Origin of the sequence: Melghirimyces algeriensis (genome assembly GCF_900182565.1) — a bacterium.
Lineage (GTDB): Bacteria > Bacillota > Bacilli > Thermoactinomycetales > DSM-45169 > Melghirimyces > Melghirimyces algeriensis.
The window spans coordinates 182,226-201,708 of sequence record NZ_FXTI01000004.1; the positions used below are offsets into that span (position 1 = coordinate 182,226).

Here is a 19,483-nt window from a genome sequence, read left to right on the forward strand (position 1 = left end):
AAGCACAGGTTGGGCTTTTCATTTAGAGAGGAGGATAACGATTGGGTAGCCGTAGATTGCCTGAACGTGCTGTAGAAGAGTACCGAAAGCATGAGGCTTGGTGGAAAAAGGAAAAGCCTCGAATGCGCCTGCCTTCCAAACTGGAAAGGCTGCTTGAGAACAGAGACTCTGCTTTTATTGAAGAGATCAAGAAATTTGCCATTGCGTATGTAGCAGATCGTTATCAAGTATTGGATGATAAAACAGGAAGGTATAAACATTATCCATTATGTCCGGACTTGGATTTGGATCAGGGGGATGGCTCCTGGCTATGGACACTCTATTTAAGAAATGAGTTGCTGGCGAAAGATGCCTTGCGGCAATTGCTGGAGTATATCGATTACAATGAATTGTCACGAATTGCGGAGCTTCTTGCTCCGGATGGAAAGCCAGTCCGCTGGTGGTTAAATGATGTAAGACTGGATTTTCATAGAGGATTCCGGTATACACCCATCGCCTTTACGCCAATTTATTTTCGCTATATCAAAGGGATCTATAAGCTTGCAGAACAGCGGAGAGATGACAAAATATGGTCGATTCTAGCTTACCGGTTTGATGTGGAAAAGGATTTTGATTCATACATTGTATCGGAAGAACAGGGAGAGCGAGTTCATTCCTCCGTTTATTCTGCCAAAACACATCACTATCTTCGGCGTCGCAGTTGGCGTACATTGCGAAATCTGGGGAGAGCGGGTTCCTCCGACTATGTTCGGCTGGCTACAGAACTGTTGCTGTGCTATAGCGATCAGGATGCAAAAACAGTTTGGATTGACGGGAAAACGGCGATGACAAATGAATCGTTCACCCATCTCTGGGTTTTGAACCATATTTTGTACCATCACAGCGATCGCTTTATTTACACGGGAAACAAAACATGGAAAGCTGTCGGTGATTGGACTGGATGGACAGCAGAGAAGAGAGAAGAAGCCTTTCCGGAATTATGGGACCAGCATCCTGAATCCTTATGGAAACTGTTTACCGAAGGGAAGGCGACTCCGGTCATTGAATTTGCCGGCCAGGCTTTGCTGAAAGGGAATCGATCATTTGTTAAAAAGATTCCATTAAGTGAACTCCGCTCCCTCCTTCGGTCATTTGAATCGGCACGAAAGAAATGGGCCACTCGGATGTTGTTGGAACGTCTGGCTCACCCTGATGTGAGGAATCCGGATCTGGATACATGGTTCTCCCTGTCAATTCATTCGGATTGTGTCATTCGAGAAGCCACCTTTCAATTTTTTCTGCAATACCACAAGGATTGGACGGATGAGCAATGTCTTCAACTGTTAAAGCGTTTTATCGAACAATTGCAATCGGACAGTGAGATCCGGCCGGAAGTGATTGAAGATTGGTCCCATATGATTCAGAATCATCTTTCCGACGTATTGTCAAGAGTCGCTACCATTGATCTCGCCCAGGAGATGGCCGAGTCAAATCAATCTTTCCTTCATGAACTGGCGGGAGCCATCCTGGAAAAAATTGAATTTCACAAACATCCCTTTACCGGGGATCAGTTGCTTCCCTTCTTAAAAAGTGAGCACCCAACCCCACGGGAAGTGGCACGCCGGATCTTATCGGACCGATTTACCCAGTTGCAATTGGACGGTCGATTTTTGGCGGAATTCGCCTCGATTCCAGGTGAAGAACACCAAGTTTATGTCACCCAGTTTTTCACCGACCGTCTGCTGTGGCTCGTTCCCCATCTGCCGGAATTGCTTCACCAGCTGTGGGTTCGTGTATTGCGGTCCGATACACCGGAAGAGGTTCAGGATTACATAAGGAAAGACCTTTTGGGGAGTCTCTTTTTCAATGAATTGGTGGGCCACACATCACTGGATAAGGTGTTAAAACTGTTAAATCACGATCAGACTTCCCTTCAGGAATTGGGGGCACGATTGTTTGAGGCAATGGCTCCGGGTCCGGAGGATGTCACATTGGGTGAACTGCTTCGCTTGGCTCACTGCCCGGTGGCATTGGCTCGCCAGGAAGCGCGTCGCTTGATCATTCAAAAGATCGAACAGGTCAACGATGAAATGCTGGTGAACCTGGCTGAAACGGAGTGGGATGATACCCGAAATTGGGTGTTGGATTATTTAAATACCCGATCATCAGATGAAATTAACCCGGACTTAATCTATGGATTATTGGATACATCCCGGAACGATATTCAACAGTTTGCCATGCATTTGGTAAGGATTCATGAGAAAAGACTGGACCTGATGGAATTGATGCTTCGTGCTGGAGAGAGCCCCCATTTGGCCGTTCAGGAATATGCTTTACAGCTGGCAGAGAAAATGGAATGGACCCCGGAAACGGTCAGACACATGGAGCTTTTCTTTCGAACCGTATTGCTTCGTGTCCATTCGGGACGAAAAGCAAAAGAACAGGCCTTGCGGCTTCTGATGTCCCTGGGGAAACAGCGTCAGGAGATGGCAGAGGTTGTTGTGCCGATTTTGGCGGATGTATGTCACAATTTTGGTAAACGGGATTTTGAACAGATTTTAATGGCGCTGACCCAGATGCAAGCAAGGTATCCGGAGATTCGGACACCCATAACCATTCGCTGAAGGAGGGAAGAAGCGACATGCTTTTTCAGCAAACATACAGTAAGCCGAGTGGGATCAGCCATGCCGGCGGACGCACCATGGTTGATTTTGCACCGGATGTGGGACGGGACCCCACCTATTTTCAGGGGAAAATTCGGGAGCCCATTCGTTATCGGGATGCCATGATCGCCCTTCGGGATGTGGTTGTATCCGATCTAAACTATCAGCCAAAGGATCACAGTGCTTACCAGGCATGGGTACAGGAACAATACATGATTGACATTGCAGGAGCACTGAAAGAGAAAGAAGCGATTGGGGAGAAAATCCATCAAATTCAAGCTCGTCTCAAAGAACTGAATCATTTGCGAAACAAACGTATGGGAGATTTTTACAAAGCGCAACGGCGTTATTTCAATTGGTTGTATGATCATAGCCCTGATGCTTGGTGGGTTCTGGACCCGGTGATCACTGTGGCACCGGATCAAGTCTTTTTTGAGGCATTCTCTCTGGATGAATCCTCCTACGGACGGTTGGCGGTCCATTCAGAATTGCTGGATGATGTAAAAGAGTTCCAATACGGGACGACCAATATTGATTTTTCCGATACATTGTTGGATGAAATCAAACGGATTCGCAGCTATCGGCCGACGGACTTTCAAGTCGATCCATCCGGCTTTGAAGTGGCGACTCAGGGACGTGAAGTATACAAGGAGAAAAAAATCGATGTACCCGCCAGCTGGATTCGCGGATTTTTGCAAGTTCAATCTTCCATGGGTATGCCGACCGTATCTTTTGATGTGAAACCGATTGATATTTATAACCTTTGCACCTTCCTTCGCCGGAATAAAGAACGGCACAGTCCCCGTTCCCTGCGTTTTATCCTGAAACCGGGCCAACCGGTCAAGGTAAGGATCGAGCCGTGGAATGAAGAGATGGTGTTTCAGGATTCTGTGTATACCGGAAGTGAAGAGCAGGAGATCCGTACATGGGGAAGAAGACGTTTGTTTCTGCTGGAGCGATTGTTGCCATTATCCCATAAAATAACGATTCACTTGGCAGGAACAGGAATGCCCAGTTTTTATGTTGTTGATTTGGGTTCCTTAAGCTTTACGCTGGGTCTTTCCGGCTGGACGCGAAATGATTGGGCAGGAAGTGCCAACTTTGATTTGATGGTGGGAACCGGGGGAGAAGCGACTCCACGGGAAAGCGCTTTGGTGTTGTCTCAGATGAAGATGAAAAAAACAGCTGCCATAAGTGAACTTGCTCGATGGACTCATCTTTCCGAGGCGACGGTACAGGCAGCACTGCGTCAATTGTGCAGTGCAGGTAGAGTCATGTTTGACTTGGAAATCGGCAAGTACCGATTGAGGGAATTAACCCAGGACCCCCTACCGATGGATCAGTTGAAATATGCCAATCCCAGGGAAGAAAAAGGGGAGAAATGGGTTTCGGAAGGTCGGATTTCCTTGCAGTCCCGCATTCCTACTTCAGATGGTGGCATGACGTTGCAGGCACTGGTCGAGGAAAAAAACAAAACCATGAAACCACAGGTGACCTTGGATTCCGATGGGCGGTTGCGGAATGCTTCCTGTGATTGTTGGTTTTATAAGCAAAACCGCCTGATGCAAGGTCCCTGTGAACATATGATTGCCACGATTCTGCTTCATAAAAGGAAATAAGTAGATGGGAGGGAGACACCGTGGCGGAAGAGGAAACACGACCGCTGACGCGGGAGGAATGGAGAAAACGTGTCCAGAGTGAAGGCAGAATGGAAACGATTCGAAAAGAAATGATTCGTCTTGGCTTTTGGAATGATGCACAATTATCTCCGGAGGAAAAGCAACAGCAAGCCTTGGAAGATGAGGAGTATGAACGTCTGCAAAAAGAACTGAACAAGTTAAAAATGGAAAGTGCCAAGCTTTCCAATCTGAAGCAACTGTTAAAGGAAGCGAGAAAAAAACGGATTGAGGAAAGCAAAAGAAAGCGGGCGGAGAGAAAAGCACAACGGGAGAAGGAAAAAGCGGAAGCGAAAAAGCGATGGCAGGAATACAAAGAGACGCATGTAATTCATGCTGGAGAGGGCGTATCCGGCGGTCTTCAAAATACAGAATATGAAGAAGCAAAGTTGAGGAAAAATGGCCTTCCTGTGATTGGTTCTGCTTTGCAACTGGCCGAAGAAATGAACATCCCCCTCCAGCGTTTGAAGTGGCTGACGTACCATCGCAATACCGCTACCCTGTGTCATTATCACCGGTTTACGATTCCGAAGAGAAGCGGTGGCAAACGTGAGATTTCTGCTCCCAAACGATCTTTGAGGCAGGCTCAGGAATGGGTGAAACATCAACTATTGGATCGGTTGCCCATCCATCCCGCCGCCTGTGGTTTTGTTCCCGGAAAAAGCACCTTGGTAAATGCCCGGCAACATCTGGGACAGTCCGTCGTCGTAAAGATGGATCTCAAAGACTTTTTTCCTTCGATCACCTTTCGTCGGGTCAAAGGACTGTTTCAGTCTTCTTTTGGTTACAGTGAATCAGTCAGTACCCTTCTTGCTCTTCTTTGCACGGAGCCTCCGCGGAAAGAAGTGGAGTTTGATGGAACCTATTATTATGTTGCCATGGGGGACCGGCAACTGCCACAAGGTGCTTGCACCAGTCCAACGTTGACCAATATACTTTGTCGACGTCTGGATCGCCGTTTACAAGGATTGGCGAGTAAGTTTGGATTCCAATATTCCCGTTATGCAGATGACCTAACATTTTCCTGTTCCAAACATGATGCAGAAAAACTGGGTGGTTTGATAAACGGAGCCCGTTCGATTATTCAGTCTGAAGGGTTTAAAACGAACGAAAAAAAGACACGAATTTTGCGTGATACCAACCGACAAACAGTTACCGGGATAGTGGTGAATCAAAAACCGAATATCCGGAGAAAAGAGTTGCGCCGTTTTCGTGCCTTGTTGCATCGCGTAGAGATCAACGGGCTAAACGAAGAAAACCGGGACAACCATCCGAATTTTTGGGAATACATTTCGGGAACTGCCGGTTATATCCGCATGGTTCGCCCAGATTTGGAAGCGCGCTTGGCTTCCTCATTAATTGGAATTGGGGAAAAATACAATTTACATATTCCGCCATGGTGTAAGCAAGCAACTGTGGCAGATCGTTAAAAATATATGTGAAGAACAATCATTCTCTACTCCAGATGATTGTTCTTCTTTATTTTGCTCTACGGTGTAATTGATTCTCAACGTTGCGTCATAAACTGGTATGATGGTCATGTAAGTGATTTCCCATTATACTGAACGGGGAATATTGGATCGGTCGAGGTGTGACAGATGGATCAATCAGATCTGAATCTCTTTTCAGGTGAAGACTATCTCAAGGGATTTTTGATTCAAGAAATTTTTTATAATGAAGAAAATCAATATGGTGTGTTTTTAATGCGGGTTACTGAATCATCTGAAACCATGGAGACAGATGAGGCTGTCATTGTTGGCAACATGGTGCTTCCCCATCCGGATGAATTGATAGTGGTATACGGGGAATGGAAAGAGCATGTGAAGTATGGACGGCAGTATCAGGTCCGTCATATCAAAAAAGAGCTTCCACAAACCCAGGAGGCCATTGTTAAGTATCTTTCCAGTGGCTTATTTCCTGGTGTGGGAAAAAAGACCGCGGAAAAAATCGTTCATTTCCTGGGTCCCAATGTACTGAAACAGGCGGCTCGCGATCCTGAAATTCTGAAAAGAGTACCGGGGATGTCGGAGCAAAGGGCCCAGACGATTTCAAATGGTCTTCATGAACATCAGGCATTGGAGCAAGCATTAGTTTACTTGTATCAGTTTGGTTTGGGTCCGGCAGTTGCTTTAAAGGTGGTTCAAACATATAAGGAAAACACGGTGGAGAAAATACGGGAAAACCCTTATCGCCTGATTGAAGAAGTGGAGGGAATCGGTTTTCGCCGGGCGGATGCGATTGCACGGAAAGGTGGCTTGGCTTTGGATGCTCCAGAGCGATTTGAGGCCGCTGCCTTGTTTGCATTAAGGGAATCCTGTCTGTCCACAGGACATATTTTTGTGACAAGGGACCAGCTGGATGAAGAGATTGATCGCTTGTTAAATCCTCATGCCCAGGAATTGTTTCCGCTTGAAAACCGGCAAGCGCTGTTGGAGCGGATGGTGGAAGAAGAGCGAATGATTGAAGATCACGATCGATATTATTTACCTTCCCTTTTTTATGCGGAACATGGGGTAGCGGTACGGGTAAAGGAGTGGTTGGAACGGAAGGTGGAGCCCACTCCTGCTCATGAGTTGTATAAAGCAGTGGGGGAAGTGGAAGAAGAGCTTCAGGTTGCTTATGCTGAGCGACAACGGGAAGCGATGATCACAGCGATTGATTCTCCTGTGATGATTTTGACAGGTGGTCCCGGTACGGGAAAGACCACTGTGATTCAGGGAATCTGTCATTTGTTTGCCAAGTTGGAAGAATGCTCGTTGGACCCAAAGGATTATGAAGCATCGGAAAAACCGTACCCGATCCGACTGGCGGCCCCAACCGGACGGGCAGCCAAACGAATGTCTGAGGCAACAGGGATTCCGGCAACAACGATACACCGTTTGTTAGGGTGGAAAGGTGATTTTTTTGAGCGGGACGCTGATCATCCGATTGAAGGGTCACTCCTCATTGTGGATGAGGTATCCATGTTGGATATTTGGTTGGCCAACCAGCTGTTTCGCGCCGTTCCCCGCGGAATGCAAGTGATTCTTGTTGGTGATGATGATCAGTTGCCCTCTGTGGGTCCGGGGCGGGTTCTTCAAGATCTTCTGGAGGTGGAATCCATCCCCCGCGTGGAGTTGACGGATATCTACCGGCAGGAAGAGGGTTCTTCCATTATTGAATTGGCACATCGTCTCAAAGGCGGAGAAATTCCAAAGGATTTATTGGCTCCCCATTCAGATCGACGTTTTTTTCCGTGTAAACGGGACCAGGTCACGGATGTCATTTTAAAAACATACCAACAGGCTTTAAATCGGGGGTATACACTGTTTGACGTTCAGGTGTTGGCTCCCATCTATAAGGGACCTGCAGGGGTCAATAAGATTAATGAAGTGATTCAACAGACAGTCAACCCACCAGACCCTAATCGGAGGGAATTAACTTGGGGAGATTCTGTGTTCCGTTATGGAGATAAGGTTCTGCAATTGGTGAATCATTCCGAACACCCTGTCTACAACGGAGATATGGGAAAGATTACATCCATTGACGAAAAGGCCGGAAAGGATGATCCTGTTCTTTGGGTTCAGTTTGACCGTCAGGAGGTTCCATATAAACGGAATCAGCTGAATCAAATTGCGCTTGCTTATGCCTGCTCTGTTCATAAGGCCCAGGGATCGGAATTTGCCATTGTCATTTTTCCTGTTGTCATGGCCTATCATCGAATGCTCAAACGAAATCTGATCTATACAGGAATTACTCGAAGCAAGTCCTATTTGATTCTGTGCGGGGAACCGGAAGCACTGAAATATGGGGTAAAACAAAAAGAGCGTGAACAGCGAAACAGTCAACTGACGGATCTGATCAATCGGGAATGGTAAGCATCCCCCAGCATGGAGAAGCAAACCGGGAACATACTAAGGGATGCGGAAGGAGTTGAGGTTCCTTGCGCAGCTCTCAAGAAGTCATCGGTCTTCCGGTTATCCATTTGCAAACAGGAAAGCGGTTGGGGACGGTTCAGGATCTCTTATTTGACGCAGACCAGCAAATGATTGGCGTTTTACTGGAACATCCCGGTTGGATTCGGCGGGGACGGTATATTCCCTTTTTCAAAATCCGTTCTCTTGGGGCGGATGCAGTCATTGTGAACAGCGAAGCGGATATCCATTCTGTCAAGGAGAATCAAGACTGGCATGGTCTTTTAACCGGACAGCGTAAATTGAAAGGTCGTCCCGTGATGCTGGCAAATGGCCAGGAACTTGGGATGGTGGAAGACGTCTATATTTTGGAAAACAGGGGAATCCTGTTAGGGTACGAGTTGTCCGAAGGATTGATCAGCGATTTGACGGAGGGGCGCAAAGTGTTTCGCCCCGGTTCTCCATTAATGTGGGGAGAAGATGTACTGATCGCTTCTATGGACGGACAACCCACACAGGACGTCTGAAGAAAGCAGGGATATCCGATGTTACGCTGTCCCAACTGCAATTCACATGATTTGGGAAAAGTAAGTTCCGGCCAGTATTATTGTTGGGGATGTTTTATTGAGCTGTCCGTCGTCAACGGTAAAGTTGTCTCCGTTTATCAAGTGGAGGAAGATGGAACGCTGAGTTCCTTGAACGATTTGTTCCTGGAGCAAAATCAGGATTCTTTATCCATGTAACCCAAAAGGGGGATTACCGTGAGACGGTTCCTTTCTGTTTTGCTGATCGGTTCAGCAGCTACGATGCTATTCCGGCGCTCCCGTCGCGGTCAAGATTTTATGGATCGGATGATGGGAAATCGCATGGGGATGATGCGTACTCCCAGGTGGATACGGGATATGGGAATGAATATGACCTTTGCCAGAATTGCTTCCCAAGTGCTGGGTCGCAAGTTGGTTCGTCGTTTCAGTCGTTGACGTTCCCAATGCATTTTTTCCTGCAAAAAATGGATACGGTTAGATTAGATGGCCCAAACCCCTGGATTAAAATCCAGGGGTTTTTAAAAAGGGTAAAACCTATAGGTTGGACATATACTCATTAACAAAGGGACAGGGAGGTGGATGGATATGGGGCGCTATACACAAACTTATTTGTTGAAAAGGGCACTGTTGGTTTTGGTTTTATTGGGGATACTGTTTTTGCTGGTTCAAATTGGCCCCCTTCTCCGATCCATTTTCTTTTTTATGAAGGCTGTAATCGGTCCGTTTTTGGTAGCTGTTATTATTTCCTATCTCCTCAACCCGATTGTCAATTTGTTGGCGAATCGAGCGGTTCCTCGTTCTCTGGCGGTACTTCTCATTTATTCCATGTTTATCGGTGCCATTACGATTGTTTTGATGAATTTGGTTCCTCTGTTTCATTTACAGTTAAACGAATTGGCTGAACATTTACCGGAGTGGAACCGACGCATTCAATCGTGGATTGATCAGTATAACCACAGCAAAGATGCTCTGCCCGACACACTTCGATTGGGGATGGAAAAATCGTTGGATCGATTGGAGACGGGTGTGACGGATGGACTGGGAAACTTGATGAACTCGCTGGGCACCACGTTGAATCAGTTGTTTCTCGCTGTCATTATTCCATTTTTGGTGTTTTATATGCTGAAGGATGTAGATGCCATTGAGAAAACTCTGATTACTCTGTTGCCTATTCGTCGGCGTAAAGAAGTCCTTCATCTCTTTCGGGATATCGATGAGGCGCTGGGAAACTACATCCGTGGACAGCTTTTGGTCTGTTTGGCTGTTGGAATTTTGGCCTATATCGGTTACTTGATTATTGGATTGCCCTATGCGTTAATTCTTGCTCTTTTGGTGGGGATTTTTAATGTCATCCCTTATTTGGGACCGTTTTTTGGAGCCGTGCCGGCTTTGATGGTGGCTCTATCCATCTCCAGAGAGATGGTGATCCAAGTGGTTTTTGTCAATTTAATCGTTCAAGTGTTGGAAGGCAATGTTTTATCCCCGCAAATCGTTGGGCGAACCCTTCATATGCATCCTTTGTTTATCATATTTGCTCTTTTAGTGGGTGGGGAATTGGGAGGAATCCTGGGATTAATTTTGGCTGTTCCCTTTTTTGCAGTTGTAAAGGTCATTGTGGAACATGTGGTGAGCCATCATACAAAAAGACCAAACTGAGACTACTGACAAAGAGATTAGGTTATCCTTTTCCGACGATCCAGCGGAACCTATGGAGGTCCCAACCGTTTAGCGGATATTTTGTCCGCTGGTTGCGACCGGAGGAGATGAAGCGGACTCATTCCACTTCGTAGCTGGAGGAAAGAGATGCGGAAACGGATATCTCCTCTTCACTACTTTGTCATGAATCCCCAGACTGAAGTGAAACACAGGCGGGTTTGAAGTGTTGGGATTTCGTAGTATAATATAGGATATAATGGGTTGAGAGAATAGTTTATAACGCGATGACGAAACCGAAGTAAATCATTGTCCGGTTAGAGAGAGAGGTTCATGGCTGGAAGACCTCTCCGGCAACGATGATTGAAAGCCAGTTTCGGAGCGCGGGTGATTGAAGCCCGCCGGCCTCTGCGCCGTTATCTGTATAAAGAGACCTTTGCTTGTCAGGTGAAGGTTAATCGGGGTGGTACCGCGGGAACCGTTCTCGTCCCTGAAAGGGATGGAAGGGTTTTTTTATTTTTCTTGAGGGGTGAAAAGTGAAATGAAAGGAAATGAGATTCGGAGAAAGTTTCTCGACTTTTTCAAGGAAAAAGGACATCATGTGGAACCCAGTGCCTCGTTGGTTCCAGTGGATGACCCATCACTTCTTTGGATTAACAGTGGGGTTGCTACACTGAAAAAGTACTTTGATGGTCGTGTAAAACCGGAAAATCCTCGTATTGTTAACGCACAGAAGGCCATTCGTACCAATGATATAGAAAATGTGGGCTATACAGCCCGACATCATACATTTTTTGAAATGATGGGTAACTTCTCCATAGGAGATTACTTTAAGGAAGAGGCGATTCTTTGGGCTTGGGAATTCCTTACGGACAAAAGATGGATGGGGATGCAGCCGGATCGTTTGTCTGTCACGATTCATCCCGATGATGATGAAGCCTTTCGCATCTGGCATGAAAAGGTGGGGATTCCTAAAGAGAGAATCGTAAAACTGAAAGAAAATTTTTGGGATATTGGAGAAGGTCCAAGCGGCCCCAATACCGAGATCTTTTATGATCGCGGTGAAGCATACGGTGATCTGTCCGATCCGGAATGTTATCCGGGTGGGGAAAATGAACGTTTTCTTGAAGTCTGGAACTTAGTGTTCTCTCAGTTTAACCATAATCCGGATGGGACATATACACCGCTTCCCAAGAAGAACATCGATACAGGTATGGGTTTGGAACGGATGGCTTCCGTATTGCAGGATGTACCGACCAATTTTGACACAGATCTTTTTCAACCTATCATTCAGGCCACATGTTCCAAAGCCAATGTACAGTATGGAACCGATCAGGAAGTGGATACGGCTCTTAAAGTGATTGCTGATCATATTCGAACGCTGGTCTTTGCGATCGGTGATGGAGTGATCCCATCCAATGAAGGACGGGGTTATGTGCTTCGTCGCTTGTTGAGACGAGCAGTCCGCTATACCCGGAAACTAGGGATTGAAGAGGCATTTCTTTATCAGCTGACGGATGTTACCGTGGAAATTATGAAGGAATACTATCCTGAACCATATGAGAAAAAGGACTTCATCCGTCAAGTGATCCAAGGAGAGGAAGAACGGTTTTTGGAAACCTTGTCTGATGGATTGAACATCTTGGAAGAGATGGTTTCTAATCTCAAAAAGGATGGGAAGACAACCATCAGTGGGAAAGATATCTTTACTCTGTATGACACTTATGGATTTCCAGTTGATCTGACGGAGGATTTTGCCAGAGAAAACGGGCTCACTCTGGATATAGAAGGCTTTGAACAGGCGATGGCGGAACAGCGGGAACGTGCCCGCCAAGCACGTAAAGATATGGGAAGCATGCAGGTACAAGGAGGAGCGCTTGCTGACCTGCATGTGGATAGCAGGTTCAACGGCTATACAACTGATCGTGTCGATACAAAAGTAGTTGCTGTGATCCGCAACAATCAAGAAGTGGATCAGGTTGATCAGGGGGAAACCTGTCTGGTCGTTTTGGAGGAAACGCCTTTCTATGCAGAAAGTGGAGGACAAATTGCTGATCGGGGCAGGATTGTGACCAAAGATGCCCATCTGACAGTGGAAGATGTCCAGAAAGGTCCCAGAGGAGAACATGTTCACCAAGTACGGGTGGAAAGAGGAGTGCTTCATAATGGAGATGAAGCTCATGCCCAGATTGATAACTCCTTTCGGGATGACATTGTTAAAAATCACACAGCAACACACCTTTTGCACAAAGCTTTAAAAGAAGTACTTGGTGATCATGTCAACCAGGCGGGTTCGTTGGTGGCACCGGAACGGCTTCGATTTGATTTTACTCACATTGAACCGCTTAGCCAGGAGCAAAAAAGGGAAATAGAAGAACAGGTCAATCGACAAATCTGGGCGAATATCCCTGTAGAAGTCTTTGAAACAACCTTGCAAGAAGCTAAAGAGATGGGAGCCATGGCCCTTTTTGGTGAAAAATACGGTGACAGGGTGCGTGTGGTTCAAGTGGGAGATTACAGCCTGGAACTTTGTGGAGGAACCCATGTTGGACAAAGTGGGGAAATCGGTCTGTTTAAATTGGTCGGCGAAAGCGGAATTGGTTCCGGTATTCGGCGGATTGAAGCAGTTACAGGTCGCCATGCTTATCGTTTGATGGATGAAAAACTTCAGTGGTTGGAAAACGCTGCTCAGCTGTTAAAAGCTCGGCCTGCTGAATTGGTTGAACGGGTTGAACTGTTGCAACAGCGGATGAAAGAAATATCCAGAGAGAACGAATCGCTACGTTCTAAACTGAACCAAATGGAAGGGCGTAATCTTGCCCAAAGTGTGCAGGAAGTAGCTGGGGTGCCCGTGTTGGCAGCCAAAGTAAATGTTTCTGACATGGATTCTCTGCGCAAAATGATTGATGATCTGAAAACGGATATTCCGGAGGGAATCATTGTCTTGGGCACTGTGAACAAAGAGAAAGTGCAGTTGGTTGCCAGTGTTTCACCCAAATATGTACAAGCTGGGTTTCATGCCGGTAAACTGGTGAAAGAAGTGGCTTCACTCTGTGGCGGCGGCGGGGGTGGTCGACCGGATTTGGCTCAAGCGGGTGGTAAAAAACCTGAAAAATTGGATGAGGCTTTAAAAACGGTGGAACAGTATATTTATGACAACAGCTGAACCTTTGGGGTACATTGGTTTTGCATTGAATGAGACAGGGGAAAAAGGATAATAGAAGAGGTAAAACGAATGAATTACGGAAAGGTGGTCAATAGATAATAAAGAGGTGTTAAGTGTGTCCATGGATAAAACGATGAAGTTCGACTTCCGTGGCGAGGAGCAGGAAGCGGACCCTCGGAACGTATTATTGTCCGTCTATGCAGCACTAAAAGAGAAGGGATACAATCCGATCAATCAATTGGTCGGTTATCTTCTCTCTGGCGATCCAGCCTACATTCCCCGGCATAATCATGCCAGAGCGATGATTCGAAAGCTTGAGAGGGATGAATTGTTGGAAGAACTGGTGAAGACTTTTCTTGAAGCCAATCAAAAATCACCGGAAAACCAGGATGGTTGATGATCCATTCATTTGGGGAAGGAGCAGTGTGTGTATTGGAAACGAGCTTTGCCATTCTACCCAGTGCAGGATCTGACTTGAAGGGCGCAGACCGTCCTTCCTTGCTAGAATTCCCCCCATCGATGGTGAATCAACACGAACAATAATATGAAATGTGGGAGCGAAACCTTTGAAACGGATTATGGGCTTGGACGTGGGGGAGAAACGGGTGGGTGTTGCGGTAAGTGATCCAATGGGCTGGACGGCACAGGGTATTGAGATCATCCAAAGGGATGGCCGTCAAGAGTGGTTGGATCAGCTTGCGAAACTGATTGAGCAGTATGAAGTGGAGACCCTGGTAGTAGGATTTCCACGCAATATGGATGGATCAATTGGAGAAAAGGGGGAAGCCTGTCAAGAACTTTCCCGTTTATTGGAAAAACAGTTTAAGATTCCGGTTGAACTTTGGGATGAACGGTTATCGACAGTTGCTGTAGAACGTACGTTGATTGATGCGGATATGAGTCGACAAAAACGGCGGAAGGTAATTGATCAAATGGCAGCATCCTGGATCTTGCAAGGGTATCTGGATGCTCAAGGGAGGAAATAAGAATGTCCGAAAATGAAAACAATGAACAAGAAACCGTGATTGTCAGCAACGAGGAAGGAGAACAGGAAACCTTTGATGTTTTGTACCGCTTTGAACAGGATAATGGTCAAAAATATATTCTTTTGACCCCTTCCGAAACTGAGGAAACGGAAGAGGCCAATGATGAAGAAGTGATGGAGCAGGAAGTTTATGCATTCCGCTATGAAGGGGAAGGGGAAAGCATTAATTTGATCCCCATTGAGGAAGATAAAGAGTGGGACATGATTGAAGAAGTCCTGAATACCTTGGAAAACGAGTGGAATGCTGAAAATCACGGGTGATGCGATTGGAATTCCAGGAAGAGAGGCTCACCAAGAAGCTAAATATACTTGAACACAAACTGGGTCAGGAATTAACCTTGGTAGACGAAGAGAAGATGGATCAGGAATTTAAGTATCAGATCCTGAAAGAATTGGAAGTAGATGGACGTCATTATGCCATTTTGGGAGAGTCTGAAGGAAATGACCCGGATGCCTACATCTTTCGGGTGATGAATCATGGAGATGATGATCATCGTTTGGAACATGTAGTAGACGATATGGAATGGGACCAAGTGGCCGATGCACTGGACGAAATGATCTATTTTGACGATTGATGTCGAATAACGGGGGAAACCCCCGTTATTTTTTATTGGACGTGTGTTAACATAAGAGGGAAAACAGCAAAGAAGGAGCACGGTGGATGAGTTGGCAGATTCGCATCCTCTATACATTGATTCTATTTGTGGCTTGGTCGGTTCTCATCTATTTTTATGTGGATTATTCACTAAGCACGCCACAACGTACCGTAAACGTCCAAGTAGAGATTAAACCCGGTGCATCCACCTCCGAAATTGGTCAAGTGTTGAAAAAACAGCATTTGATTCGAAATGAATGGCTTTTCCGTGCATATACGTGGTATACCGGGAAATCAAAGGGGTTACAGGCAGGGGTTTATGAGATTCCGCCGGATGCTGACTTGGACAGGATTTTGGAAATGGTGACCAGTGGTTCACAAAATGCGGTTACCATCCCTGAAGGATATACGCTTGAACAGATTGCGGATCATTTGGAGAAAAAAACGAACATTAGCAAGGAAGAATTTATTCAAGCGGCAGAAAAAAAGGAATATGATCATGATTTTCTTCAGGATCTGCCCGATGATCCCGCAAGACGTTATCGTTTGGAGGGATATCTGTTTCCCAGCACATACAACATTCCCAAATCAGCCAAAGCGGAAAAGGTTATCGGTATGATGTTGGAACAATTTGAACAGAAGATGGAAGAATATAATGTCCAAACTATATTGAAACAGAGAAATATGTCAGTGGATGATTGGGTCAATGTGGCTTCCATTGTGGAAAGAGAAGCGCGTGTGAAAAAGGAGTTTCCTAAGATTTCCGGAGTAATTTACAATCGGCTGGAGATCGGCCAAAGACTTCAGGTGGATGCCACGGTTCGATATGGCTTGATGAAACAGAAAGCCCCTCTTACGTTTGAGGATTTAAAGAAGGAAACACCATACAATACCTACAGAAATAAAGGTCTGCCTCCGGGGGCAATCTCTAATCCCGGCGAAAAAGCTCTTTTGGCTGCATTAAAACCGGAAAAACATAAATATTTATATTATGTTACAAAGAAGGATGGCTCAGGAGAACACTATTTTGCCGAGACATTTGACAAACATAAGGAGTTTAACGCAAAAAGTAAAAAGACACGGGCACAACAGAATGGAGAATGAACAAACAGGGAAGGGAGTTTGCACGAGGGTGCATTCCTTCCTTTTAAATTGCGGCTTCAGGTTTGGATCGGTGTACAATCCTTTCAGGTTATGGTAATTTAGTGACGGAAAAACAACTGGAGAGGATGTAACCCCTAATGAGATGGATTTTTCGCTTGTTGTTAATGATTTTTCTTTTATCTGTCGTCTCCGTTTCAGGATATTATTATGTGGGTTACAGTCTGTCTCCCACTTCTGTGAACCAAACGGTGGAAGTAGAGATTCCACTTGGGGCTTCTGTTTTCAGTGTTGGGAAGGCTTTAGAGGAAAAAGGCTTGGTAAAGAACAAGTTTCTATTTGCGATTTATGTCTATATGAAGGGGAAATCTAAGGATATCAAAGCGGGTGTTTACGAAGTACCTCCAAGCTCTGATGCAAATGAGATTTTGGATATATTTACCGACGGTTCGAAAAATGTCATGCGTTTGACAGTTCCAGAAGGGTTCACCGCCAAACAGATTGCAGAAAAATTGGAAAACAAAGGAATGAATGGTGAAGCTTTTTTGAAAGCAGTCAACCGGAAAGATCGGTCTGATTCTTTCCTTCGAAACGTTCCAGTGAACCAAAAAAGACGATATCGTTTGGAAGGATATCTTTTTCCGATGACTTATAACCTTCCCAAGGACGCAGACCCTGATCAATTGGTTGATAAAATGTTGAAACAGTTTCAAAAACATATGAAACAGGAAGGCTTTCAACAGAAGTTGAAAAAACATGGTTTAACGATGGATGAATGGGTCACCATCGCTTCCATTATTGAAAGGGAAGCCAAGGTACAGGATGAGTTTCCAAGAGTATCCGGTGTCATCCACAATCGTTTGAAAATCAGGAAAAAATTGCAGGTGGATGCCACCGTTCAATATGCATTGGGTGAACAAAAAGAACGCCTTTACTACAAGGATCTAAGAATCAAAAGTCCGTATAATACGTATCGGATTGGAGGATTGCCGCCAGGCCCCATTTCAAATCCCGGTCGGGAAGCTCTCAAAGCTGCTCTTGAGCCAGAAAATCACCAGTACTTATTCTATGTCACTCGAAAAGATGGTTCAGGTCTCCACTATTTTGCACGTACTGAAGCGGAACACCAGCGTAATATTGAACGAAGTAAACAGGAAGCGAAAAAGCATGGAGATGGATCGTAATATCCATCTCCATGCTTTTTTTCTTATTTATATGAATTTAAATGAACCTTAAAGTAAGGTCAAATATTTAGGACTAGACTGGTAACCGAATAACGAGTTCGTTTAAAAGGAGAGATTGGGATGGAAAAGATCAGCCGTCGTCAGTTTATGACGTATATGGGTGTGGGGACGGCAGCATTGGTAGGGTCTGCTACTGGAGTCAATCATCTGGTAGAGGCGAAAGAAACGGCAAAAAAAGTCGTTGGAAATAACAATAAAATGGTTCGGGTTCCTTTTCAACCAATTGATCCGACGGACAAGGATGATCTCGTCTTACCAAAAGGCTTTTCCTATGATGTGATCGCGGCTTGGGGAGATGATATCGGAAATGGGGAGACATTTGGCTTTAACTGTGATTTAACCGTCTATTTTCCCATCAATGGTTCTTCCAGCCACGGTCTGTTGTGGGTAAACCATGAATACATCGGTGATGGTGCACTCTTTCTCTATCCAGAAAACACACCGGAAGCGGAAAAGTATCGAATTGAACAATATAATCTTGGAGGAAGTGTTATTGAAATCCGGAAGGTGAATGGAAAATGGCAATTGGTTAAAGATACTCCATATGCTCGCCGAATCACTGCCAATACCATGATCGATCTGACAGGGCCGGCTAAAGGGGCTGCTGCTGTCCAATCAGTGTCAGAAGTGAAAGGTACGTTTGCCAACTGCAGTGGAGGCCGTACCTTATGGAATACGGTCTTAACGTGTGAGGAGAACTTTCAATACGATGCGAAGCGGTGGGGACGAAATGAAACCCATTACGGATGGGTAGTGGAAGTAGATCCCTTTCATCCCAAATCCAAACCAAAAAAACATACGGCATTGGGTCGCTTTTCTCATGAAAATGCGGCCATGACATTGTCCAAAGACGGACATCTGGTGGTCTATATGGGGGATGATGCATCGGATGAGCATTTTTACAAGTATATCAGTGATGGAAAATATGTGAAGGAGAACAAACATGACAACAGCCGATTATTGGAAAAGGGAACGCTATATGTAGCCGATTTGTCCAGAGGAAGATGGATTCCTCTTGATTTGGAACAATCTCCGGCTTTGAAGGAGAAATTCAGTGATCAAGGAGAAGTCTTGGTTCATTCGAGAGAGGCAGCCAAGCACTTGGGGGCAACTCCACTGGATCGTCCTGAGGATGTGGAAGTAAGTCCTGTGGATGGATCAGCTTATCTGGCCTTGACGAACAATACCAAGCATGGGAACTATTATGGGCAAATTCTGCGCTTTATAGAAGAAGGGGATGATGCAGCTGCCACCGCATTTACATTTGAAGTTTTTGCTGTTGGTGGGCCACAGAGTGGATTTGCTTGTCCGGACAATTTACATTTTGATAAAGAAGGGCACTTGTGGGTCTTCTGTGACATTTCCTCCAGTAAACAAAACAAAGAAGGAGCTTATGAAAGCTTTAAAAACAACGGAGCATTCTTTATTCCCACTTATGGTAAAAACAAGGGAATGGCCTACCAGTTTGCTTCTGGACCCGTTCACAGCGAAATGACCGGTCCTTGGTTTACACCGGATGAGGAAACACTGTTTATTGCCGTACAGCATCCTGGGGAAGAGTCTGTGGACCGTCATCATCCAACCAGCCGTTGGCCCCGCGGAGAAAAACCCCAGGCTTCCGTGGTAGCGGTACGGGGATTTAAAGGCTGATGCTTGCCAGTATAGGAATTCCCGGTCTTATCTTGATTCTGGTGTTGGCGTTAATCCTTTTTGGCCCCAGTCGTCTTCCGCAGATTGGGCAAGCTTTTGGCCGAACCATAAAGGAGTTTAAAGAATCAACAAGTGGGTTACTTGGTGATGATCACTTAGAGAAGAAGTCGGAATCCCCTGGTGCTCCGTCTGTTTCAGAAGAAGTTTCTAACAAATCAAAATAAAAATATCCATAAAAGCCCTCTCGGAAGCGGGGGCTTTTTTATTTTGTGT

General features: G+C 45.6%; 17 protein-coding genes and 1 other annotated feature. All 17 genes read left to right on the top strand.

The features are described from left to right. Positions 1-41 precede the first annotated feature (41 nt). The 17 genes from FN782_RS07995 (at position 42) to tatA (ending at position 19,434) form a co-directional block, all read left to right on the top strand. The gene (locus FN782_RS07995) at positions 42-2,603 is read left to right on the top strand and encodes a hypothetical protein (protein ID WP_142505254.1); all 2,562 of its coding nucleotides are present in this window, start codon (positions 42-44) and stop codon (positions 2,601-2,603) included. A gap of 17 nt (positions 2,604-2,620) precedes the next feature. Beyond that, on the top strand, positions 2,621-4,261 hold the full coding sequence (locus FN782_RS08000; RefSeq protein ID WP_142505255.1) for an SWIM zinc finger family protein: 1,641 nt from the start codon (positions 2,621-2,623) through the stop codon (positions 4,259-4,261). Between the two features lie 20 nt (positions 4,262-4,281). Continuing rightward, positions 4,282-5,748 (top strand): reverse transcriptase family protein, encoded by a 1,467-nt coding sequence (locus FN782_RS08005; RefSeq protein ID WP_142505256.1) that lies wholly within the window; start codon positions 4,282-4,284, stop codon positions 5,746-5,748. 168 nt (positions 5,749-5,916) lie between these two features. Further along, complete coding sequence (gene recD2, locus FN782_RS08010) at positions 5,917-8,175, top strand: SF1B family DNA helicase RecD2 (protein WP_142505257.1); 2,259 nt, start codon at positions 5,917-5,919, stop codon at positions 8,173-8,175. A gap of 65 nt (positions 8,176-8,240) precedes the next feature. Further along, complete coding sequence (locus FN782_RS08015) at positions 8,241-8,738, top strand: PRC-barrel domain-containing protein (RefSeq protein ID WP_142505258.1); 498 nt, start codon at positions 8,241-8,243, stop codon at positions 8,736-8,738. 18 nt (positions 8,739-8,756) lie between these two features. Further along, positions 8,757-8,954 carry a hypothetical protein gene (locus tag FN782_RS08020; protein WP_142505259.1) on the top strand — a complete coding sequence of 66 codons (198 nt, stop codon included), beginning with the start codon at positions 8,757-8,759 and terminating at the stop codon, positions 8,952-8,954. An 18-nt stretch (positions 8,955-8,972) separates the two neighbouring features. Continuing rightward, positions 8,973-9,191 carry a hypothetical protein gene (locus tag FN782_RS08025; protein ID WP_142505260.1) on the top strand — a complete coding sequence of 73 codons (219 nt, stop codon included), beginning with the start codon at positions 8,973-8,975 and terminating at the stop codon, positions 9,189-9,191. 150 nt (positions 9,192-9,341) lie between these two features. After that, positions 9,342-10,412 carry an AI-2E family transporter gene (locus tag FN782_RS08030; RefSeq protein WP_142505261.1) on the top strand — a complete coding sequence of 357 codons (1,071 nt, stop codon included), beginning with the start codon at positions 9,342-9,344 and terminating at the stop codon, positions 10,410-10,412. 275 nt (positions 10,413-10,687) lie between these two features. After that, positions 10,688-10,904 (top strand) — a binding site (T-box leader). Positions 10,905-10,950: 46 nt separating this feature from the next. Next, positions 10,951-13,575 carry an alanine--tRNA ligase gene (alaS, locus tag FN782_RS08035; RefSeq protein ID WP_142505335.1) on the top strand — a complete coding sequence of 875 codons (2,625 nt, stop codon included), beginning with the start codon at positions 10,951-10,953 and terminating at the stop codon, positions 13,573-13,575. A gap of 121 nt (positions 13,576-13,696) precedes the next feature. Beyond that, complete coding sequence (locus FN782_RS08040; RefSeq protein WP_142505336.1) at positions 13,697-13,972, top strand: IreB family regulatory phosphoprotein; 276 nt, start codon at positions 13,697-13,699, stop codon at positions 13,970-13,972. A 169-nt stretch (positions 13,973-14,141) separates the two neighbouring features. Further along, a complete protein-coding gene (gene ruvX / locus FN782_RS08045; protein ID WP_142505262.1) occupies positions 14,142-14,561 on the top strand; it encodes a Holliday junction resolvase RuvX in 420 nt (139 codons plus the stop codon). Positions 14,562-14,563: 2 nt separating this feature from the next. Then, positions 14,564-14,881 carry a DUF1292 domain-containing protein gene (locus FN782_RS08050; RefSeq protein WP_142505263.1) on the top strand — a complete coding sequence of 106 codons (318 nt, stop codon included), beginning with the start codon at positions 14,564-14,566 and terminating at the stop codon, positions 14,879-14,881. Continuing rightward, positions 14,881-15,195: a DUF1292 domain-containing protein gene (locus FN782_RS08055; RefSeq protein WP_142505264.1), complete on the top strand. Its 315-nt coding sequence runs from the start codon at positions 14,881-14,883 to the stop codon at positions 15,193-15,195. The genes FN782_RS08050 and FN782_RS08055 overlap by 1 nt, the downstream gene beginning before the upstream one ends. 86 nt (positions 15,196-15,281) lie before the next feature. Beyond that, positions 15,282-16,319, top strand: a complete 1,038-nt coding sequence (gene mltG / locus FN782_RS08060; RefSeq protein ID WP_142505265.1) for an endolytic transglycosylase MltG — start codon at positions 15,282-15,284, stop codon at positions 16,317-16,319. A 137-nt stretch (positions 16,320-16,456) separates the two neighbouring features. Then, positions 16,457-17,500 carry an endolytic transglycosylase MltG gene (gene mltG, locus FN782_RS08065; RefSeq protein WP_142505266.1) on the top strand — a complete coding sequence of 348 codons (1,044 nt, stop codon included), beginning with the start codon at positions 16,457-16,459 and terminating at the stop codon, positions 17,498-17,500. A gap of 120 nt (positions 17,501-17,620) precedes the next feature. Further along, the gene (locus tag FN782_RS08070) at positions 17,621-19,210 is read left to right on the top strand and encodes a PhoX family protein (protein ID WP_142505267.1); all 1,590 of its coding nucleotides are present in this window, start codon (positions 17,621-17,623) and stop codon (positions 19,208-19,210) included. Then, positions 19,210-19,434: a twin-arginine translocase TatA/TatE family subunit gene (tatA, locus tag FN782_RS08075; protein ID WP_142505268.1), complete on the top strand. Its 225-nt coding sequence runs from the start codon at positions 19,210-19,212 to the stop codon at positions 19,432-19,434. Before FN782_RS08070 ends, tatA begins: the two co-directional genes overlap by 1 nt. Positions 19,435-19,483 lie beyond the last annotated feature (49 nt).